The organism is Streptomyces sp. NPDC090088, from assembly GCF_044747345.1.
GTDB lineage: Bacteria > Actinomycetota > Actinomycetes > Streptomycetales > Streptomycetaceae > Streptomyces.
Map to the genome: position 1 here is coordinate 486812 of NZ_JBIVDZ010000006.1, position 20694 is coordinate 507505.

At 71.2% G+C, this 20694-nt stretch carries 19 protein-coding genes and 1 tRNA gene; 13 read left to right on the forward strand and 7 right to left on the reverse strand.

Annotated features, from left to right (window positions below; genetic code table 11):
• Window positions 1–61: 61 nt before the first annotated feature.
• The 3 genes from ACIPSJ_RS30075 to ACIPSJ_RS30085 form a co-directional block, all read right to left on the reverse strand.
• Entirely contained in the window at window positions 62–391 is a 330-nt protein-coding gene (locus ACIPSJ_RS30075) for an FmdB family zinc ribbon protein (protein ID WP_401350767.1), read from the reverse strand.
• 67 nt (window positions 392–458) lie between these two features.
• Window positions 459–1754 (reverse strand): MFS transporter, encoded by a 1296-nt coding sequence (locus ACIPSJ_RS30080; RefSeq protein WP_359223080.1) that lies wholly within the window; start codon window positions 1752–1754, stop codon window positions 459–461.
• A gap of 285 nt (window positions 1755–2039) precedes the next feature.
• Window positions 2040–3545: a potassium/proton antiporter gene (locus tag ACIPSJ_RS30085; RefSeq protein WP_359223151.1), complete on the reverse strand. Its 1506-nt coding sequence runs from the start codon at window positions 3543–3545 to the stop codon at window positions 2040–2042.
• A gap of 269 nt (window positions 3546–3814) precedes the next feature.
• Between ACIPSJ_RS30085 and ACIPSJ_RS30090 the strand changes: the two genes are divergently transcribed.
• Window positions 3815–6577 carry a penicillin acylase family protein gene (locus tag ACIPSJ_RS30090; protein ID WP_401350769.1) on the forward strand — a complete coding sequence of 921 codons (2763 nt, stop codon included), beginning with the start codon at window positions 3815–3817 and terminating at the stop codon, window positions 6575–6577.
• A 70-nt stretch (window positions 6578–6647) separates the two neighbouring features.
• Here ACIPSJ_RS30090 and ACIPSJ_RS30095 read toward each other — a convergent pair whose 3' ends face one another.
• The gene (locus ACIPSJ_RS30095) at window positions 6648–7283 is read right to left on the reverse strand and encodes a 5-formyltetrahydrofolate cyclo-ligase (protein ID WP_401350770.1); all 636 of its coding nucleotides are present in this window, start codon (window positions 7281–7283) and stop codon (window positions 6648–6650) included.
• 79 nt (window positions 7284–7362) lie between these two features.
• Here ACIPSJ_RS30095 and galU point away from each other — a divergent pair, with 79 nt between their 5' ends.
• The 7 genes from galU to ACIPSJ_RS30130 all read left to right on the forward strand — a co-directional run bounded on the left by galU (window position 7363) and on the right by ACIPSJ_RS30130 (window position 13112).
• Window positions 7363–8274 carry a UTP--glucose-1-phosphate uridylyltransferase GalU gene (gene galU, locus ACIPSJ_RS30100; RefSeq protein ID WP_359223075.1) on the forward strand — a complete coding sequence of 304 codons (912 nt, stop codon included), beginning with the start codon at window positions 7363–7365 and terminating at the stop codon, window positions 8272–8274.
• On the forward strand, window positions 8271–9593 hold the full coding sequence (gene glp, locus ACIPSJ_RS30105) for a gephyrin-like molybdotransferase Glp (protein ID WP_401350772.1): 1323 nt from the start codon (window positions 8271–8273) through the stop codon (window positions 9591–9593). Before galU ends, glp begins: the two co-directional genes overlap by 4 nt.
• A gap of 128 nt (window positions 9594–9721) precedes the next feature.
• Entirely contained in the window at window positions 9722–10234 is a 513-nt protein-coding gene (moaC, locus tag ACIPSJ_RS30110; protein ID WP_359223071.1) for a cyclic pyranopterin monophosphate synthase MoaC, read from the forward strand.
• A complete protein-coding gene (locus ACIPSJ_RS30115; RefSeq protein ID WP_401350774.1) occupies window positions 10231–10767 on the forward strand; it encodes a molybdenum cofactor biosynthesis protein B in 537 nt (178 codons plus the stop codon). Before moaC ends, ACIPSJ_RS30115 begins: the two co-directional genes overlap by 4 nt.
• 20 nt (window positions 10768–10787) lie before the next feature.
• Window positions 10788–11411 (forward strand): GNAT family protein, encoded by a 624-nt coding sequence (locus tag ACIPSJ_RS30120; protein ID WP_359223067.1) that lies wholly within the window; start codon window positions 10788–10790, stop codon window positions 11409–11411.
• Window positions 11412–11607: 196 nt separating this feature from the next.
• The gene (glpR, locus tag ACIPSJ_RS30125) at window positions 11608–12936 is read left to right on the forward strand and encodes a gephyrin-like molybdotransferase receptor GlpR (RefSeq protein ID WP_401350776.1); all 1329 of its coding nucleotides are present in this window, start codon (window positions 11608–11610) and stop codon (window positions 12934–12936) included.
• 102 nt (window positions 12937–13038) lie between these two features.
• Window positions 13039–13112: transfer RNA gene (locus ACIPSJ_RS30130), tRNA-Ala, on the forward strand.
• A 212-nt stretch (window positions 13113–13324) separates the two neighbouring features.
• Here ACIPSJ_RS30130 and ACIPSJ_RS30135 read toward each other — a convergent pair.
• Complete coding sequence (locus ACIPSJ_RS30135; protein ID WP_359212709.1) at window positions 13325–13813, reverse strand: GNAT family N-acetyltransferase; 489 nt, start codon at window positions 13811–13813, stop codon at window positions 13325–13327.
• A 79-nt stretch (window positions 13814–13892) separates the two neighbouring features.
• Here ACIPSJ_RS30135 and ACIPSJ_RS30140 point away from each other — a divergent pair, with 79 nt between their 5' ends.
• On the forward strand, window positions 13893–14696 hold the full coding sequence (locus ACIPSJ_RS30140; RefSeq protein ID WP_401350777.1) for an exodeoxyribonuclease III: 804 nt from the start codon (window positions 13893–13895) through the stop codon (window positions 14694–14696).
• Here the strand turns inward: ACIPSJ_RS30140 and ACIPSJ_RS30145 are convergent.
• Together ACIPSJ_RS30145 and ACIPSJ_RS30150 are read right to left on the reverse strand one after the other, a co-directional pair.
• Window positions 14663–15925, reverse strand: a complete 1263-nt coding sequence (locus tag ACIPSJ_RS30145; protein WP_401350779.1) for a recombinase family protein — start codon at window positions 15923–15925, stop codon at window positions 14663–14665. The two genes, ACIPSJ_RS30140 and ACIPSJ_RS30145, sit on opposite strands and share 34 nt — an antisense overlap.
• A gap of 254 nt (window positions 15926–16179) precedes the next feature.
• Window positions 16180–16797 (reverse strand): MerR family transcriptional regulator, encoded by a 618-nt coding sequence (locus ACIPSJ_RS30150; RefSeq protein WP_359213110.1) that lies wholly within the window; start codon window positions 16795–16797, stop codon window positions 16180–16182.
• Window positions 16798–16974: 177 nt separating this feature from the next.
• On the opposite strand from ACIPSJ_RS30150, the gene ACIPSJ_RS30155 reads away from it, so the two are divergent.
• The 4 genes from ACIPSJ_RS30155 (at window position 16975) to ACIPSJ_RS30170 (ending at window position 20678) form a co-directional block, all read left to right on the forward strand.
• Window positions 16975–18495 carry a flavin-containing monooxygenase gene (locus tag ACIPSJ_RS30155; RefSeq protein WP_401350780.1) on the forward strand — a complete coding sequence of 507 codons (1521 nt, stop codon included), beginning with the start codon at window positions 16975–16977 and terminating at the stop codon, window positions 18493–18495.
• Entirely contained in the window at window positions 18492–19454 is a 963-nt protein-coding gene (locus tag ACIPSJ_RS30160; protein WP_401350782.1) for an alpha/beta fold hydrolase, read from the forward strand. Before ACIPSJ_RS30155 ends, ACIPSJ_RS30160 begins: the two co-directional genes overlap by 4 nt.
• Complete coding sequence (locus tag ACIPSJ_RS30165; RefSeq protein ID WP_359212723.1) at window positions 19451–20335, forward strand: SDR family oxidoreductase; 885 nt, start codon at window positions 19451–19453, stop codon at window positions 20333–20335. Before ACIPSJ_RS30160 ends, ACIPSJ_RS30165 begins: the two co-directional genes overlap by 4 nt.
• 94 nt (window positions 20336–20429) lie before the next feature.
• The gene (locus ACIPSJ_RS30170) at window positions 20430–20678 is read left to right on the forward strand and encodes a hypothetical protein (protein ID WP_401350783.1); all 249 of its coding nucleotides are present in this window, start codon (window positions 20430–20432) and stop codon (window positions 20676–20678) included.
• The last annotated feature ends 16 nt before the right edge of the window (window positions 20679–20694 follow it).

Genomic DNA, 20694 nt, shown 5'->3' on the forward strand with positions numbered 1-20694 from the left:
ACGTCTCGGACCCCGCCGTCAGGTGACGGCGGGGTCCGGGGGAATCCGAGGGGGAGGGGCCTCAGGCGGCGGAGCTGCTGGTGGAGCCCGACGAGGAAGAGGACGTCGACGAGGACGAGGTCGACGACTTCGTGTCGGACGACTTCGACTCGGACGACGTGCTCGACGAGCCGGAGCCCGGCGACTTCGACGCGGGGCTGCTGCTCGACGAGGAGCCGCGGCTGTCGTTGCGGTAGAACCCCGAGCCCTTGAAGACAATGCCTACGGCGGAGAACACCTTCTTCAGGCGGCCACCGCAGTTGGGGCACTCGGTCAGGGCGTCGTCGGTGAACTTCTGCACCGCCTCGAGGCCCTCGCCGCACTCGGTGCACTGGTACTGGTAGGTCGGCACTGTCTTCCTCCTGGCACTCTCACTCGATGAGTGCTAACGACGGTCCATAGTGACGTATTCCCGAGGATCAGTCCACCGTCACCGGCACTCGGTGACCGACGCCACGTGCGACCGTACGGTTCCGGGGCCGGGTGACGAGCCGGGATCGCAGTGCCAGCAGGGTCGCCAGGGCGAGCAGGGTGCCGGCCATCGGCACCAGGAATCCGGCGCCGCCCCACAGCCGGTCCTCCAGTTGTCCGGCGACGGTGACCGCGGCCGCCTGGCCGAGCGCGACCGCGCCGGTCAGCCAGGTGAAGGCCTCCGTGCGGGAACCGGCCGGGACCAGGCCCTCGACCAGCGTGTAGCCGGTGATCAGCGCGGGCGCGATGCACATGCCGACCAGCAGGCCGAGGCCCGCGAGGACGAGCACGGAGTGGGACGTCCACAGCGCCGACGCGGTCAGCGCGAGCGCCGCGTAGCCGACGACCAGACGGCGGTGCGGGGCGGCCTTCCAGGCGATCGCGCCGCAGACGATGCCCGAGAGCATGTTCCCCGCGGCGAAGGTGCCGTACAGGACGCCGTTCAGGCCGGGCTCGCCGATCGACTCGGTGAACGCCGCGAGCGAGACCTGCATGCCGCCGAAGACGGACCCGATGCCCAGGAAGACGGCGATCAGGACGCGCACGCCGGGGACGCGGAGCGCGGAGGCGTGCGGCACGCGCGCGTGGCCGGCGGCGGTCACCGTCGGCTGGGTGCCCCGCTGCGCGGCGAACAGCAGGCCGCCGAAGAGGGTCAGCGCGGCCTCGGTGACCAGGCCGGCGGCCGGGGTCACGGCGGTGCACAGGGCGGTCGCGAGCAATGGGCCGAAGACGAAGGTGAGCTCGTCGGTGACGGACTCGAAGGCGGCGGCGGTGGACATCAGGGGCGAGTCCTGGAGCTTCACGCCCCAGCGGGCCCGCACCATGGGGCCGACCTGCGGCACCGAGGCGCCGGTCGGCACGGCCGCGACGAACAGCGCCCACAGGGGCGCGTGCGCCAGCGCGAGCGCCGTCAGGCCGAGCCCGGACAGGGTGTGCACGAGGATGCCGGGGATCAGCACCGCGCGCTGCCCGTGGCGGTCGGCCAGGCGGCCGCTGTAGGGCGCGAAGAGCGCCATGGAGACGCCGGTGACGGCCGCGGCGGCGCCCGCGGCGCCGTAGGAGCCGGTCGTGTGCTGGACGAGCAGCACGATGGAGATGGTGAGCATCGCGAACGGCTGGCGCGCCGCGAAGCCGGGAAGCAGGAACGTCCAGGCGCCGCGGGTGCGCAGCAGCTGTCCGTAGCCCGGGCGGGACGGGGCCGCCGGGTCGTCCTTCGACGGCTCGGTGGTGACCGTGGATGCCACGGCCCGTGCCTTTCTGCCGCCTGGTAGCGCGCCCGTGCGGGGGCGCCGAGAGCTGTCCTCTTGCGCGGAACTGCGGTAGATACCGGCGTCCACTGCGAGGAGTGATCCGGCCGCCATACGGTCGCGCCAGCTCTGCGTCAGGCAGAGTTGGTTCGATCAGGGTGCATTCATCGTACAGGGCCGAAGGTCTCGTACACCTGTGAAAACGGGCACCCCTAGGGGCGTTCACCTGGGATTGGCGGCGGTGTGAACCGCCCGAAACATGCCCTTAACGCACGCCCGTCGTCAACGCACGCCCGTCGTCCCGTTCGTGCCCAGCCAGCCGGCGAGCTTGCCGCCGTGGCCGACCGCGCGCAGCCGGCGCTCCGCCGCGTCCCGCACCGGGTCGGTGGCGACGACGAGGAGTTCGTCCCCGCGCCGCAGCACCGTCGTGGGCAGCGGAACAAACGATTTTCCTTCGCGGACGACCAGGGTGACGGCGGCCCCGGCGGGCAGCCGCAGCTCGTTGACCTCGACGCCGTGCATCAGGGAGCCCTCGGGGATCGAGACGGACAGCAGGTGCCCGCGCAGCCGCTCCAGGGGCGCGGACTCGATGCCGAGGTCGGCCGCCTCCGGGCCCTCGCCGAGCCGCAGCTTGCGGGCCAGCCAGGGCAGCGTCGGCCCCTGGACGAGCGTGTAGACGACGACCAGGACGAAGACGATGTTGAAGATCCGGTGGGTGGAGTCGACGCCGTTCACCATGGGGATCGTCGCCAGGATGATGGGCACGGCGCCGCGCAGCCCGGCCCACGACATCAGGGTCTGCTCCGGCCAGGGCACCCGGAACGGCGCGAGGCTCAGGATCACGCTCAGCGGACGGGCCACCATGGTGAGCACCAGGCCGATGACCAGGGCGGGCACGATGTCGTCACCGAGCTCGTGCGGGGTGACCAGCAGGCCGAGCAGGACGAACATGCCGATCTGGGCGATCCAGCCGAGCCCCTCGGCGAAGCCGCGGGTGGCGGGCCAGTGCGGCAGCTTGGCGTTGCCGAGCACCATGGAGGCGAGGTAGACGGCGAGGAAGCCGCTGCCGTGCGCCAGCGCGCCGGCGGCGTACGCGGTGACCGCGATGGCCATCACGGCGATCGGGTAGAGGCCGGAGGCGGGCAGGGCGACGTGCCTGAGGCCCCAGGAGCCGAGCCAGCCGACCGCGAGGCCCATGGCCATGCCGATGCCCAGCTCCAGCGCTATCTCGCCGATCAGGACGTACCAGTGCTGGACCGGGCCCGCGGTGGAGAAGGCGACGACCAGGATGACCACCGGGGCGTCGTTGAAGCCGGACTCGGCCTCCAGGGTGCCCGTCACCCGCGCGGGCAGCGGGATGCGCCGGAGCACCGAGAACACCGCCGCCGCGTCCGTCGAGGACACCACCGCCCCGATGACGAGCGCCTGCCGCCATTCCAGTCCCACCAGGTAGTGCGCGCCCGCGGCGGTGACGCCGACACTCACCCCGACTCCGACCAGGGCCAGCACGGAGGCGGACGCCAGGACGGGTTCGACCTCCTTCCACTTCGTGCCGAGACCGCCCTCGGCCAGGATCACGACCAGGGCCGCGTACCCGATGAGCTGGGTCAGTTCGGCGTTGTCGAAGTGGATGTCGCCGATGCCGTCCTGGCCCATGAGGACGCCGATCCCCAGGTACACGAGCAGGCTGGGGAGCCCGCTGCGGGAGGAGACCCGGACGGCCGCGACGGCCACGAGCAGGACCACGGAGCAGACGAGCAGGAGCTGGTTGAGGTGGTGGACGGTCAGTGGCGGTTCCCTTCCTTGGCTCCCGCGCGGGCGGCGCGGAAGCTCACGTGCACAGACCCGAGGTTGCGGTACGCCGCACCCAAGTACTTCGTTACCTTACCTAACTCTTGACGCTTTCTTGACGCTTCGCGCGGCAAGATCGAACGCCCGTGCCCGCCGGTTCCCCACTCCGGGTCAAGTGCCGTGGGGCCCTGCGCCTATGGTTGCTCCAGCGCTCAGTCAAATGCACAAGCCCGCCTGCCGCTCGCGTTAGGACAGCAAGGACAGCGATGCCCCCCAACACCACCGCCACATCGGGTGACAAGCCTGGCAAGTCCGGCAGGAAGAAGGGGCGCAAAGCCCGACTCGTCGTGTTGGTGCTGGTCCTTGCCGTCATCGGCGGCATCGCCTTCGGGGCCTACTGGTCGATCAGCACGGTCCGCGCGTCCTTCCCGCAGACCAAGGGTTCGATCACGCTCAAGGGCCTGTCCGGACCCGTGACCGTGAAGCGGGACGGCTACGGGATCCCGCAGATCTACGCCTCCACCGACGCGGACCTGTTCATGGCGCAGGGCTACGTCCAGGCGCAGGACCGGTTCTACGAGATGGACGTGCGCCGGCACATGACCTCCGGGCGCCTGTCGGAGATGTTCGGCAAGGGCCAGGTGAAGAACGACGAGTTCCTGCGCACGCTGGGCTGGGACCGGGTCGCCAAGGAGGAGTACGACACCAAACTGTCGGACTCCACGAAGAACTACCTCCAGGCCTACTCCAAGGGGGTCAACGCCTACCTCGCCGGCAAGGACGGCAAGGACATCTCCCTGGAGTACGCGGCCCTCGGGTTCACCAACGACTACAAGCCCGAGCAGTGGACCCCCGTCGACTCGGTCTCCTGGCTGAAGGCGATGGCCTGGGACCTGCGCGGCAACATGCAGGACGAGATCGACCGCGCCCTGATGACCAGCCGCCTGGGCCCGCAGCAGATCAAGGACCTCTACCCCGACTACCCGTACAGCCGCAACAAGGCGATCGTCCAGGAGGGCCAGTACGACGAGCTCACCAAGACGTTCCAGCAGAGCGGCTCCACGAGCGGCTCCGGGACCTCCACGGGCACGAGCTCCACCACGACCTCGTCGTCCACCGGTTCGGCGCTCACGAGCCAGCTGGCGGGCCTCTACAACGTCCTGGACGACGTCCCCACGGCCGTCGGCGTGAACGGCCAGGGCATCGGCTCCAACTCCTGGGTCGTCGGGGGCAAGTACACCATCACCGGCAAGCCGCTGCTCGCCAACGACCCGCACCTGTCGGCCTCGCTGCCCTCCGTCTGGTACCAGATGGGCCTGCACTGCACCACGGTCTCCAGCAAGTGCCAGTACGACGTCACCGGCTACACCTTCGCGGGCATGCCCGGCGTGGTCATCGGCCACAACGGCGACATCGCCTGGGGCATGACCAACTCCGGTGTCGACGTCACCGACCTCTACCTGGAGAAGCTCTCCGGCGACGGCTACCTGTACAACGGCAGGACCAAGCCCTTCACGACCCGCGAGGAGACCATCAAGGTCGCCGGCGGCACCTCGAAGAAGATCGTCGTACGGCAGACCGCCGACGGTATGCCCCTGCTGTCCGACCGCGACGACGAGCTCGTCCAGGTCGGCAAGAAGGCGAGCGTCGACACCGCGGCACCCGACCGCGGCGACGGCTACGGCATCGCCCTGAAGTGGACCGCCCTGGACGCGGGCACCACCATGGACGCCGTCTTCGCCCTCGACAAGGCGAGCGACTGGAACAGCTTCCGCGCCGCGGCCGCCCAGTTCGACGTGCCCTCGCAGAACCTGATCTACGCCGACACCAAGAACGACATCGGCTACACGCTGCCCGGCAAGATCCCCACCCGCTCCTCGGCCGACGACGGCTCCATCCCGGCACCGGGCTGGGACCCCAAGTACAAGTGGACCGGGTACATCAAGCAGGACGAGCTGCCCTACGAGTACAACCCGGAGCGCGGCTACATCGTCACCGCCAACCAGGCCGTGATCGACAAGGACAAGTACCCCTACACGCTCACCACGGACTGGGGCTACGGCACCCGCAGCCAGCGCATCACCGACCTGATCGAGTCGAAGATCAAGGACGGCGGCAAGATCTCCACGGACGACATGCGCCAGATGCAGACGGACAACAGCAGCGAGATCGCCAAGCTGCTGGTGCCCAAGCTGCTGAAGATCAACCTGGACGACAAGGACGTCCGGGACGCGCAGAAGCTCCTGGAGGGCTGGGACTACACCCAGGACGCCGACTCCGCGGCCGCCGCCTACTTCAACGCGGTCTGGCGCAACATCCTCAAGCTCGCCTTCGGCAACAAGCTGCCCAAGGAGCTGCGGGTCAAGGGCCAGTGCCTGTGGGTCGACAAGATCGACAGCACCGGCCCGGTCGACGACGACACCAAGGTGCGCGAGTGCGGCGAGCGCGACGCCGACCAGGCCCAGCCGGACGGCGGCGACCGCTGGTTCGAGGTGGTCCGCACGCTCATGGACCAGCCGAACAGCGACTGGTGGAAGACGCCGGCCGGAGCGGGCGACCGCAACAAGGCCGACAACATGAACGAGCTGTTCCGGCGCGCCATGGTCGACGCCCGCTGGGAGCTGACCGCCAAGCTCGGCAAGGACATCGACACCTGGAGCTGGGGCCGGCTGCACCGCCTGTTCCTGAAGAACCAGACCCTCGGCACCGACGGCCCGAGCATCATCCAGTACGTCCTCAACCGGGGTCCCTGGAAGCTCAGCGGCGGCGAGGCCACGGTCAACGCGACGGGCTGGAACGCGGCCGGCGGCTACGGCGTCGTCTGGGTCCCCTCCATGCGGATGGTCGTCAACCTCGACGACCTCGACAAATCCAAGTGGATCAACCTCACCGGGGCCTCCGGCCACGCCTTCAGCGCCCACTACACCGACCAGACGGGCAAGTGGGCCGACGGTGAGCTGCTCTCCTGGTCGTTCTCGGACAAGGCGGTCGACGACAGCACCAGCGACACCCTCGTCCTCAAGCCCTGAGGCGGACCGGCACACACCGCCGGAACGGCCCTCCACGCACGCGTGGAGGGCCGTTCCGCGCGAGAGCGGCTCAGGAGCTCGCGAACCGGCGGGCGCCCGACGGCGTCACCACCGCCTGGACCGGCCGGTCGTGCGCCTCCGCGGGCACGCGATCGACGACCTCCGTGTCGTACAGCAGCACCACGAGCGCGGGGTGCGCGCCCGCGCGCTCCAGACGGGCCAGCACGCGGTCGTACGACCCTCCGCCGCGCCCCAGCCGCATCCCGCGGGTGTCCACCGCGAGCCCCGGCAGCAGGACGACGTCGGCGGCGAGCACGGCGTCCGGACCCAGGCGTTCACCACAGGGTTCGAACAGCGCCATTTTTCCGCCGTGTTGGACGCGCGCGAGGGAGCCCTCCCCGGCGTACGCGCCCCAGTCCAGGTCGTGGTCGGGCAGGAGCGCGGGGAGCAGGACGCGCACCCCCCGTGTGAACAGGGCGTCCAGCAGCGGGAGCGTGCCCGGCTCGCTCCCCACGGAGACGTAGGCCGCCACCGTGTGCGCCCGGGCCACCTCGGGCAGTTCCAGCGCGTGCGCGGCCAGCGCGTCGGCCGCCTCCCTGACGACATCCGTCGTCAACCTGTTCCTCACCCCGGCGCATTCTCGCCGCAACGTTCGCTTGTCAGTCTCGCCCCCGGGTTCACTGTGTTGCACAGGTCGTCCCCGCATCCTTTCCAATGTGGTCATATGAGTGCCAATTAACCGGAGCCTCAGATTCTTCACAAAGGCACCGGATAAGGTTGCGGACATGACTCAGTCGCACCCCAGGATCAGCAAGGCTGTCATCCCCGCAGCAGGTCTCGGCACCCGGTTCCTGCCGGCCACCAAGGCCACTCCCAAGGAGATGCTGCCGGTCGTCGACAAGCCCGCGATCCAGTACGTGGTCGAGGAGGCCGCGTCGGCGGGGCTCGACGACGTCCTCATGATCACCGGACGCAACAAGCGTCCTCTGGAGGACCACTTCGACCGCAACTACGAGCTGGAGTCGGCGCTTCAGAAGAAGGGCGACGCCGGCCGGCTCGCCAAGGTCCAGGAGTCCAGCGACCTGGCCACCATGCACTACGTGCGCCAGGGCGACCCCAAGGGCCTCGGCCACGCCGTGCTGTGCGCGGCCCCGCACGTGGGCCACGAGCCCTTCGCCGTCCTGCTCGGCGACGACCTGATCGACCCCCGCGACCCGCTGCTGCAGCGCATGATCGAGATCCAGGAGCGGCACGGCGGCAGCGTGATCGCGCTCATGGAGGTCGCCCCCGAGCAGATCCACCTCTACGGCTGCGCGGCCGTGGAGACCACCGCCGACGGCGACGTCGTCAAGGTGACCGGCCTGGTCGAGAAGCCCGACCCGGCGGACGCCCCGTCCAACTACGCGGTCATCGGCCGCTACGTCCTCGACCCGCACGTCTTCGACATACTGCGGCGCACCGAGCCGGGCCGCGGCGGCGAGATCCAGCTCACCGACGCCCTCCAGCAGCTCGCCCAGGACGAGAAGGTCGGCGGCCCGGTGCACGGCGTCGTCTTCCGGGGCCGCCGCTATGACACCGGCGACCGTGGCGACTACCTGCGTGCCATTGTCAGACTCGCGTGCGAACGTGAAGACCTGGGCCCGGACTTCCGGACCTGGCTTCGCAGTTACGTAGCCGAGGAGATGCAGCAGAGTTGAGCAGCGCCGCGACCCGCCCCGCCGGCCAGGACCGCCTGTGGTCGGTGGACGAGCACCTGGAGGACATCCTCACCACCGTCCGCCCCCTGGAGCCCATCGAGCTGCAACTCCTCGACGCCCAGGGCTGCGTCCTGGTCGACGACGTCATGGTGCCGCTCTCGCTGCCCCCGTTCGACAACAGCTCCATGGACGGGTACGCGGTACGGGTCGCGGACCTGGCGGGCGCCAGCGAGGAGTTCCCGGCCGCCCTGGAGGTGGTCGGGGACGTCGCGGCGGGCGCGGCGGAACTCACCCCGGTCGGCCCCGGGCAGGCCGCCCGGATCATGACCGGCGCCCCGCTGCCGCCCGGCGCCGAGGCCGTCGTCCCGGTCGAGTGGACCGACGGCGGGCTCGGCGGGGGACCGGTCGACGGGATGCGGGCGCGCAGCCTCGCCCCCGAGGGTGCCGCCGGGCAGGTGCGCGTGCACCGTCCGGTGGAGGCACGCGCGCATGTGCGCGCGAAGGGCAGCGACGTCCGCGCGGGCGACCGCGCGCTGGAGGCCGGCACCGTCCTCGGCCCGCCGCAGATCGCGCTGCTCGCCGCGATCGGCCGCGGCACGGTACGCGTGCGCCCGCGCCCGCGGGTGGTCGTCATGTCCACCGGCAGCGAACTCGTCCAGCCCGGCGAGGAACTGGGCAGCGGCCAGATCCACGACTCCAACAGCTTCGCCCTCACCGCCGCCGCCCGGGACGCGGGCGCCATCGCCTACCGGGTGGGCGCCGTCGTCGACGACGCCGACACCCTCCGCTCCACCATCGAGGACCAGCTCGTCCGCGCCGACCTGCTGGTCACCACCGGCGGGGTGAGCGTGGGGGCGTACGACGTCGTCAAGGAGGCGCTGGCGCACGTCGGCGACGAGGACGAGGCGGGCGGCGGCGTCGAGTTCCGCAAGCTCGCCATGCAGCCCGGCAAGCCCCAGGGCTTCGGCTCCGTCGGCCCCGACCACACGCCGCTGCTGGCCCTGCCCGGCAACCCCGTGTCGTCGTACGTCTCCTTCGAGCTGTTCGTCCGCCCCGCCGTCCGCACCCTGATGGGCCTCCAGGACGTCCACCGGCCCCGCACCAGGGCGACCCTCCGGTCGGACAAGGCGCTGAGCTCGCCGAAGGGGCGCCGGCAGTTCCTGCGCGGGACGTACGCCGACGGCGAGGTGACCGCCGTCGGCGGCGCCGGCTCCCACCTGATCGCGGCCCTGGCCCACGCCGACGCGCTGATCGTCGTACCCGAGGACGTGGAGTCGGTCGAGCCCGGCACCGAGGTCGAGGTCGTCCTGCTCGGCTGACGCGGGCACGCGGACCCGCCCACCGGCGGTCCTGCCCGGTGGCGGGCGCCGGCTTGGCGGTACCGTGTCGCGCACAGCAGGCCCCAGCGCCGCACCGCGACGGGCCCGGACCGGGAGCGCCACACAGCATGACTGAGCCCTTCCGGGGGGAGACCCCCGGACCCTTGGCACCAGACCGACTGACGCACATCGACGACGCGGGCGCCGCCCGTATGGTCGACGTGTCCGGCAAGGACGTGACCGCGCGCACCGCCCGCGCCAGCGGACGGGTCCTCGTCTCGCCCCGCGTGGTCGAGCTGCTGCGCGGCGAGGGCGTCCCCAAGGGCGACGCGCTCGCCACCGCGCGCATCGCGGGCATCATGGGCGCCAAACGCACCCCGGATCTGATCCCGCTGTGCCACCCCTTGTCGGTCTCGGGTGTGAAACTGGATCTGTCGGTCGCGGACGACGCCGTGGAGATCGCGGCCACCGTGAGGACGACGGACCGTACAGGCGTCGAGATGGAGGCCCTCACCGCGGTCTCCGTCGCCGCGCTCACCGTGATCGACATGGTCAAGGCGGTCGACAAGGGAGCGGTCATCACGGACGTACGTGTGGAGGAGAAGACGGGCGGCAAGTCCGGCGACTGGAGCCGGGCGTGAACGCCGGGCCGTCCGCCGCCGGTGCGCCGCGCGCGCCGTACCGCGCGCTGGTCGTGACCGCCTCCAACCGCGCCGCCGCCGGGGTCTACGAGGACCGGGGCGGCCCGCTGGTCGCGGCCGGTCTGGAGGGCTTCGGGTTCACCGTGGACGGACCGCGGGTCGTCCCCGACGGGGATCCCGTGGCGGCCGCGCTGCGCGCGGGGGTCGAGGCCGGGTACGACGTCGTCGTCACCACCGGCGGCACCGGCGTCTCGCCCACCGACCGCACCCCCGAGGCCACCCGCGCGGTGCTCGACTACGAGGTGCCGGGCATCGCCGAGGCCGTCCGGGCGTTCGGCCGGGAGAAGGTGCCCACCGCCGCGCTCTCCCGGGGACTGGCCGGGGTGGCGGGCCGGACACTGATCGTCAACCTTCCGGGGTCCACCGGCGGGGTGCGGGACGGCCTGGCCGTCCTGGAACCGCTGCTGGCGCACGCCGTCGACCAGATCCGCGGCGGCGACCACCCCGGGCCGAGCAGTGGGGGTGCGAGCTGAACAGCCCGTCCTGGCCCGTCGTGCTGGTGGACGGCGATGTCGTCCTCCGGCCCATAAGGCTGCGCGACCAGCGGCCCTGGCGCGAGGTCAACCGGCGCAACCGGGACTGGCTGCGCCCCTGGGAGGCGACCATCCCGCCGCCCACGCCCAGCGGGCCGATCGCGCACCGGCCGACCTACCGGCAGATGGTCCGCCATCTGCGGTCCGAGGCGAACTCGGGCCGGATGCTGCCGTTCGTCATCGAGTACCAGGGGCGGCTGGTCGGGCAGTTGACGGTCGCCGGGATCACCTGGGGGTCGATGTGCTCGGGGCACGTCGGCTACTGGGTGGACCAGGGCGTGGCCGGCCGCGGGGTGATGCCGACCGCGGTGGCGCTCGTGGTGGACCACTGTTTCCGCACCGTCGGTCTGCACCGCATCGAGGTCTGCATTCGCCCCGAGAACCGGCCCAGCCGCCGGGTCGTGGAGAAACTCGGATTCCGCGAGGAGGGGCTGCGGCCGCGTTATCTCCACATCGACGGCGCCTGGCGCGACCACCTCGTGTACGCCCTCACCGCGGAAGAGGTGCCCGAGGGGCTCCTCGCCCGCTGGCAGCGGGCCCGCTCCCCGCGGAATCCGCAGAACACCCCGGGGAATCCCGCCTAGTCGTCGCCGTGCCGGGAAAAATTGAATACATGTTCGAAATTGTCGTTCGATGACCGTCTCGGGGCATTGAATTCCCGGCTTCGGCGGCCTGCTGATCGCATCGGTCACAAAAAAAGCTCGAAATATCAGCCGGATCGTGCGACACACCGGCGCAATTGGCAGATGGCCCCACGCAAACCCCTCTACCGTGTGAGGCGTGAGCAGCAGCGGCCTCATCTACGCAGTCATTGTCGGGGCCTGGGCCGCCTACTTGGTGCCGATGTGGCTCCGTAGGCAGGACGAGCTGAACGAGGCCCGTCCGACGGAACGCTTCAGCACCGCCATCCGGCTGCTGTCCGGACGGGCGGGGATGGAGCGCCGGTACGCCAGGGACCTAAGGGCGCGCTCCGCCTCGGAGGGGGAGCAGGACGCCGACGGACCGGACGTCGTCACCGACTCGGTGGACGTCCGGGCCTTCGCCATGACCCCGACCCGCCGTCAGGTCCGGGCGGACGTCCGGACGGAGCGGGAACCGGAGGCGCCCGGGCGTCAGGAACCGGCGCGCGACCAGGCGGTCGCACCGGCGGCCAAGTCCCCGTCCGCACCGGCACGTCAGCCGGGCGGCGTGCCCGCCCCGGCATCCGCCCCCACCCCGGCCCCGGCATCCGCATCGGCCTCCGGTCCCGCCCCCAAGGCGGCCTCCGGTCCCGCCTCCAAGTCGGCCTCCGAACCCGCGCGCAAGCAGGTTCCGGCGGCGCGGCGCACGACCTCCGCCTCCGCGCAGGCATCCGCGGCGCGCGCCCGGCGCTCGAAGGTGCTCGCGCGCCGTCGGCGTACCACCGTGATGCTCTTCATCGCCTTCACGATGGGCGCGATCGTCGCCGCCGTCGGAGGACTCGCGTTCCTCTGGGCACCGGGTGTCCCCGCCGTCATGCTCAGCGGGTACATCGCCTATCTGCGGGTGCAGGAGCGCCGTCGCTTCGCCTACCAGATGGACCGGCGGCAGGCCGAGGTCGCCGCGCAGCGGTTGCGGGAGCGCCAGCCGAGGCGGCGCGCGCCCCTCGACCCGGGTGCCGTGAGCGACGAACCGGACGAGGGACCAGCGGCCGACACCGACCCCGGCCTGTCCGCGCTCGCCGCCGACCGGCGCGCCCTCGTCGAGCAGACCGACCACGCCGAGTGGGTCGACCAGCAGCGCGAGCGGCAGCGGCGGCCCGGGCACGGGGACAGCTGGGACCCGGTGCCGGTGCCCCTGCCGACGTACGTGACCGCACCGGTCGCGCCGCGTGCCACCTCCGACGTGGACCTCGGGGCACCCGACGCGTGGAGTTCCGCGCGGTCCAGTTCCGTCGCCCCGGAGCAGGAGGCGAAGCCGGTGGCGCCGGAGGCCGAGGAGGAGCCGGCCGCCGAGGCCGACGACAGGCCCGCGGACGGCCGCACGGACGCCCGTCGCGCCGCCTCCGCCCGCCGGGCGCGCGAGCGTGGCCGTACGCCCCTGTTCGACCAGTACGAGGAAGGCGAGCGCCCGCGCGCGGCCAACGAGTGACCCCACGGCGGCGCGAGGCGCCGCCGGAACCCGGGTCCTGACCAGTCAGGGAACGGATTTCCAAGCACCCCGACGAGGATGCTAGAGTTTCACTCGTTGCAAGGGCCTGTGGCGCAGTCCGGTAGCGCACCTCGTTCGCATCGAGGGGGCCAGGGGTTCAAATCCCCTCAGGTCCACTGCACGATGAGATCCCGGCGATCATGATGATCGCCGGGATCTCTGTCGTTCGCTCCGAGTGGCAGGCGAGCGGGCGGCCACCTGGCCGGTCCGGGGCGGCAGTTGGGGCCGGACGCGTGGTCGGCGGCGCGCGGACGCCGGAGACGGCCGCCCGTCGGCGGACGGCCGCAGTCCGGGAACGCCGCGTTCGGCTTCTCCGCGCGGATGCGGGCTACTGATCCGCCCGCAGGGGCTTCGCGTAGCAGCGGCTCGACTCGTAGTGGCGGTAGTAGCCGAACTTGGTGCACGGCGCGTAGCCGCTGGAGGTGTAGAGGGCGATGGCCTCCGGCTGCTTGGTGCCCGTCTCCAGGACCATCCGCAGCCGGCCGGCCGCGCGGGCGTCGTCCTCCAGCGCCGTGAGCATCCGGCGGGCGAGGCCCCGGCCGCGCATCGCCTCGACGACGAACATGCGCTTGAGTTCGGCGTCGCCGTCCTCGTTGCCCTCGCCGTTCTCGTCCTGGCTGCGCCAGCCGCCGGTGGCCACGGGGCGGTCGGCCGCGTCGTACGCGATCAGGTAGACGCCGTTGGGCGGTTCGAAGTCGGCCGTGTCGAGGACGGTGGCGTCGCCGCCGTCGCCGTAGCGCAGCTGGTACTCGGCCTGGACCTCGTCGTTCAGCTTGACGGCGTCCGGGTGGTCGAAGGCAACGGGGCGTATATTCATGTGAGGCATCGTATATTCGTGCAGGCGGTGAACGCGGTGGGCATCGGGACTCCGTCCAGTGTGCCGGTATCGTGCCCGGGTGCTGACTGTGACCACGGTGAATGTGAACGGACTGCGGGCCGCCGCGAAGAAGGGCTTCGTGGAGTGGCTCGCGCAGACCTCGGCGGACGTGATCTGCCTGCAGGAGGTGCGCGCGGAGCCGCAGCAGCTCCCGGAAGAGGTGCGCGCGCCCGGCGGCTGGCATGTCGTGCACGCCCCCGCGGCGGCCAAGGGGCGCGCGGGCGTCTCCCTGTACACCCGGCGTGAACCGGACCGGGTGCGCATCGGCTTCGGTTCGGACGAGTTCGACACGAGCGGCCGCTATGTCGAGGCCGACCTGCCCGGTGTGACCGTCGTCTCCCTCTATCTCCCCTCCGGGGAGGTCGGCACCGAGCGGCAGGACGAGAAGGTCCGTTTCATGGGTGAGTTCCTCGCCCACCTCAAGGACCTGCGCGAGCGGGCCGCCGCCGACGGGCGCGAGGTCGTCGTCTGCGGCGACTGGAACATCGCCCACCAGCAGACCGACCTGAAGAACTGGCGCGGCAACACCAAGAACTCCGGCTTCCTGCCGGAGGAGCGCGAATGGCTCGGCAGCGTCCTGGACCCGGCCGACGGCGGCTACGTGGACGTCGTACGCACCCTGCATCCGGAGGCCGAAGGGCCGTACACCTGGTGGTCGTACCGGGGGCGGGCCTTCGACAACGATTCTGGATGGCGCATCGATCTCGCCGTGGCGACCCCTGCGCTGGCCGCCCGCGCCGTCAAGGCAGTGGTGGAGCGAGCGGCCAGTCATGAGGAGCGGTGGTCGGATCACGCTCCCGTGACGGTGGTCTTCGAGATGTGACGCGGACCGGTGCCCTCGCCGAGTGCAAAGGTCAGACGTGAGATGTCCGGTGCGAGGAGCCGTGCCGGGCCGCCACCACTGCGCCCCTTGCCGACGGTGACACGGACGCCGTTTGCGAGCAGCAGTTCGCGGGATGCGGGCGCATTCGTCGACGTGGCCTTGTGAAAGCGGTCGACGGTGTACTGCTCGAGCCAGTCGGAGCGCATACCAGCCGGGGCGGGGCACACTTCACCGCGTGCCGTTGCGCGGCACATGTAGTCACCGTAGGCATACCCCTTGCGTGCTGCGAAGTACATGCGCCCCTCGCAACCTGCGCAATGCGCGACGCCGGTGAGGAGCGCGGTCGTCCGGGATCTGGGTCGGCGAGTGCCGTTGGATCGGGTCGCCAGGGTGTCCTGCAGGGCCTGGAACTCCTCCTCGGACAGCAACGGTCGACCGGCGAGTACCGGGTTGCCGTATGCGTCCCGAACCGTTTGCCCGCCATGGGTTCGGTGCCCCGACAACGATGGGCTGCGCAGCACCTTCGACAAGGTGCCCGACGTCCATCGGAACCGGTCGAAATCCCGTCCATGCCGGCGTCCGCCCGTTGAGCGTCCCTGGAGTTGTGCGTGGCGGTCGCGTGGTACCGGCACCTCCAGGTGGTTCAGCCTGCGCGCGATGCTGACCAGGGAATGTCCCTCATGCACATCGGCCACGATCATGCGGACGACGACGGCGGACTCAGGGTCGGGGATCAGGCACCATCCGCTACCCGAGGGGTGCGGTGCCTTTCGGTAGCCGAAGGGGATCAGGCCGCCTCCGTAGCGACCTGCCGCCCGCAATGCTTCGTGGCTGCTGCTGAGGCGGTTGGAGATGGTGCGGACCTCCCTCTCGGCGTCATCGGCGAGGTCCATGCACCGTCGGATCGTCGAACTGTCCGCCTGCGGTGTCACGACGAGAGGCAGCTCGGCTTCCGGCAGACCGAAGATGAGCGTCCGCCTCTGTTTCCGTCCCCAGGCCACCAACTCGACCATGTGAGCCACGGAACGCACGGCACGATCCACGTGGGACCACATGATCGCGTCGAACGCCTGGGGCATCAGCAGCCACGGCGAGAGAGAGGGCCGCTCGAACGGCGATCTCAGGCGAGCCGAGACACCGAGGTCGGACGCTTCGGCCACCAGGTCGAAGCCGAGCCGTTCGGCGGTGAGCCGGATGACGGTGCGCTGCCGGGCCGGTGAGGTCGTCACGCTGGTCAGACAGCTGAGACGCAATGCGGCAAGGGCTCTTGGTCGCCCGGCATGGCGAGGGCGGGACAAGGAGGGCTGAGTCACTTGAGGGCTACGCTTGGGCACGTCGACGCTCCTAGGCAGGGTCGGCCACACCCCGGGGCTGGTCGCACAGCCGCCGGGGCTTTTTCGATCTCACTCTCGGAGCACGAACATCGTTCTGAGGAACAGTTGCCGGAAAGTACCTCGAAGGAGTGAGCCTCGCGGTCGGCGATCTAGTCGCGCTTGCGCAGCCGGCGGTCCAGGGCCAGGGAGACCTCCGCCTCCACGACGCTGCGGGCGAGCGGGCGCAGGCGGGCCATGTCCTCCTCGGGGCCGTGGCGGAGGACGAGCTGGGCGAAGAGTTCGGCGAGGGCGTCGGCGTGCTCGCGGACGCGGGCGCCCGCTTCCAGGACCTCGGCCAGCGGGATGCCCTCGCGGACCAGGGCGGAGGAGACGTCGAGAAGGCGGCGGCTGACGTGGACGATGCGGTCGCCGTCGGTGCCCAGGTAGCCGAGATCGAGGGCGGCCGCCAGGTTCTCCGTGGTGACCTGGCCCTCGAAGCGGGCGGCGAGTTCCTCCGGGGTGAGGCGGACGGGCTCCTCCTCCGTCGGCTCGATCCCCAGGAGATCGGCGACGTCGCGGCCGTGGTCGAGCGCCTCGGCCAGCTCCGCGATGCCGCTGAGCGTGTGGCCGCGCTCCAGGAGCGCCGCGATCGTGCGCAGTCGGGCCAGGTGATGGTCGTCGTACCAGGCGATACGGCCCTCGCGGCGCGGCGGCGCGAGCAGCTTGCGTTCGCGGTAGAAGCGCAGGGTGCGCACGGTGATGCCGGCCAGTCCGGCCAGCTCCGCCATGCGGTACTCGCGAGGGCCCGCCAGGGGTTCTGCGTCGTCTGCCACGGGCGAAGCCTATGTTGTACCGCCGGTAACTTTCGTCTGTCCGACCCCTACCCATCGGTACGGAGCTGCTCTACAGTCCCATTGCGCCAGTGTTCACTGGCGTAATCGCGGTCGAGGTGTGGAGGCTCCGGGATGGCCGAGCACGAGCATGTACGGGTGGCGGTGATCGGGTCCGGGTTCGGCGGACTGGGCGCGGCCGTGCGGTTGCGCCGGGAGGGGATCACCGACTTCGTCGTCCTGGAACGGGCCGGCGGCGTCGGCGGCACCTGGCGGGACAACGACTACCCGGGGTGCGCCTGCGACGTGCCGTCGCACCTGTACTCCTTCTCCTTCGCGCCCAACCCCGACTGGCCGCGCACCTTCTCCGGGCAGGAGCACATCCGCGCCTACCTGGAGCATGTCGCCGACGTGTTCGGGCTGCGGCCCCACCTCCGCTTCGACGCCGAGGTGAAGCGGATGACCTGGGACCCGGAGAAGCTGCGCTGGGACATCGAGACGGCGTCCGGCTCGCTCTCCGCCGACGTGGTCGTCTCCGCCACCGGACCGCTGTCCGACCCGAAGACCCCCGAGATCCCGGGGCTGGACTCCTTCCCCGGCAAGGTCTTCCACTCGGCCCGCTGGGACCACGACTACGACCTGCGCGGCAAGCGGGTCGCCATGGTCGGCACCGGCGCCTCCGCGATCCAGATCGTGCCCGCCGTCCAGCCCGAGGTCGCCAAGCTCACCCTCTTCCAGCGCACGCCCCCGTGGGTGATGCCCCGCATGGACCGCGCGATCAGCGCCGCCGAGCGCCGGCTGCACCGGGCGCTGCCCTTCACCACCCAGGCCCGGCGCGGGCTGCTGTGGGGCATCCGGGAACTCCAGGTCCAGGCGTTCACCAAGCGCCCCGACGAACTCGGCCTGGTCGAGAGCATCGCCAAGCGCAACATGGCCCGCGCGATCAAGGATCCCGCGCTGCGCGCCAAGCTCACCCCGGACTACCGCATCGGCTGCAAGCGGATCCTGCTCTCCAGCGCCTACTATCCGGCGCTGGCCCAGCGGAACGTCGACGTGGTGGCGAGCGGGCTGAGCGAGGTGCGCGGATCGACCGTGGTGGCCGCCGACGGCAGCAGCGCCGAGGTCGACGCGATCATCTTCGGCACCGGCTTCCACGTCACCGACATGCCGATCGCCGAGCGGGTCGTGGGCGCCGACGGACGGACCCTCGCGGAGAGCTGGAAGGGCGGGATGGAGGCGCTGCGCGGTGCCTCGGCCGCCGGGTTCCCCAACTGGATGACGATCATCGGGCCCAACACCGGCCTCGGGAACTCCTCCATGATCCTCATGATCGAGTCCCAGCTGAACTACATGGCCGACTACCTGCGCCAGCTCGACGTCCTCGGCGGGCGGGCGGCCCTCGACGCGCGTCCCGCCGCCGTGGCCGGCTGGAACCACAAGGTCCAGGAACGCATGAAGCGCACCGTCTGGAACACCGGCGGCTGCACCAGCTGGTACCTGGACGCGAACGGCCGCAACACCACCATCTGGCCCGGTACGACCACCGAGTTCCGGCGCGCGACCCAGCGGGTGGACCTCGGCGAGTACGAGGTGATCCGGCCGCCCCTGAACGAGGGCGCGCACGGCGCCACGTCCGGCGCGGAGGTGGGCGCGTGAGCCGGCTCACCCATGTGACCAGCGGGCCCTACGCCCCGCCCGCCCCCGCGCGCGAACTCACCGCGGTCTCCGCCGACGGCGCCCGGCTGCATGTCGAGGTGCACGGCCCCGAGCACGCGCCCCCCGTCGTCCTCGCCCACGGCTGGACCTGCTCGACCGCCTTCTGGGCGGCGCAGATACGCGAACTGGCCGCCGACCACCGGGTCATCGTCTACGACCAGCGGGGGCACGGGCGCAGTCCCGCGAGCCCCGCGTGCAGCACGCGTGCGCTGGCGGACGACCTGGAGGCGGTGCTGGCGCAGACGCTCGCGCCCGGGGAACAGGCCGTGATCGTCGGGCACTCCATGGGCGGGATGACGGTCATGGCGGCCGCCACCCGGGCCCGCTTCCGTGAGCACGCCGCCGCCGTCCTGCTGTGCTCCACCGGCAGTTCGCGGCTGGTCGCGGAGGCACGGGTCATACCGATACGCGCCGGGGCCGGGCGCAGCTGGCTCACGACGCGTGTCCTGGCCTCGCGCGCCCCGCTCGGACCGGTCACGCCTCTCGCGCGGCGCATCCTCAAGTACGCCACCATGGGCGCCGGTTCCGCCCCGCAGATGGTGGAGGCGTGCGCGCGGATCGTGCACGCCTGCCCGCGCGCCGTACGGCACGCCTGGGGGCGGGTCCTCGCGGAGCTCGATCTCGACTCCGGGGTACGGGAGTTGCGCGTGCCCACAGCGGTCGTCACCGGCACGGACGACCGGCTCACGCCCCCCGTGCACGCCCGCGCGCTGGCCGCCGCGCTGCCGCACTCCCTCGGGCTCACCGAACTGCCGGGCATGGGGCACATGACGCCGGTCGAGGCGCCGGAGCTGGTCAACGGACGGATCCGGGAACTCGTCACCGCGTATGCGCAGGTCACGCAGATCGAGCAGAGCACGCAGAGCACGCAGAGCACGCAGATCAAGGAGGGCGCATGAGCAGGGTCGGTCTCGAAGGGCAGGTCGCCGTCGTCACGGGAGCGGCGCGCGGTGTCGGCGAGTTGCTGGCCCGCAAGCTCTCCGCGCGCGGGGCGAAGGTCGCGCTGGTCGGTCTGGAGGAGGAGGCGCTCAAGGAGGTCTCCGGCAAGCTGCACAGCGAGAGCGCCCACTGGTACGCCGACGTCACCGACCAGGAGGCGATGAGCCGGGTGGCGGCGGAGGTCAAGGAGCGGTTCGGGAAGATCGACATCGTGGTGGCCAACGCGGGTGTGGCGAACGGCGGTCCGTTCGCCGACTCCGACCCGGTGGCCTGGCGGCGGGTGATCGAGGTCAACCTGATCGGCTCGGCGGTGACGGCCCGCGCGTTCCTGCCGGTGCTGACGGAGAGCCGCGGCTACCTGCTGCAGATCGCCTCGCTGGCCGCGATCACGCCGGCGCCGATGATGACGGCGTACTGCGCGTCCAAGGCGGGCGTGGAGGCGTACGCGCACAGCCTGCGCGCCGAGGTCGGCCACCAGGGGGTGCGCGTCGGGGTCGGGTACCTGTCCTGGACGGACACCGACATGGTGCGCGGTGCCGACCAGGACGACGTGATGCGGGAGTTGCGGCAGCGGCTGCCGTGGCCGGCGAACAAGACGTATCCGCTGGGTCCGGCCGTGGACCGGATCGTGGCCGGGATCGAGCGGCGCTCGGCGCATGTGTACGGGCAGGGGTGGCTGCGCGGGATGCAGGGCGTGCGCGGGTATCTGCCGGCGCTCATCGGCACGGTCGGACAGCGTGAGATGAAGCGGTTCGCGCCCCGCTTGCAGGGGATGCGCACGGGGCTCGTCGGCGCAGGTGGGGCGGCCGACGAGGAGAAGCGCGCTACGCACCGTGACTGATCGAAATGCGAGCGTTGTCGGCCCGTGTGAGTCTGGTCGAGGCCCCACTGAGGGCCGATCCCCTCACCCTCCACGGGAGTGAACCCACATGGGTATGAAGGACAAGGCCGGCAAGACGCAGGGTCAGGCCAAGCAGAAGATGCACGAGGGCCAGCAGCAGGCGCAGCAGACGCCGCAGACGCCGCAGCGCGGCCAGCAGGCTCAGCAGCGTGGCCAGCAGACGCCGCAGCGTGGCCAGCAGGCGCAGGAGCGCGGGCAGCAGACGCGTGAGCGCGGCTGGCAGGGCCTGGACGACACCGAGCAGGAGATGCAGGACCGGTTCGACCAGGACTACGACGCGTAGCCGTTGCACTTGCTCG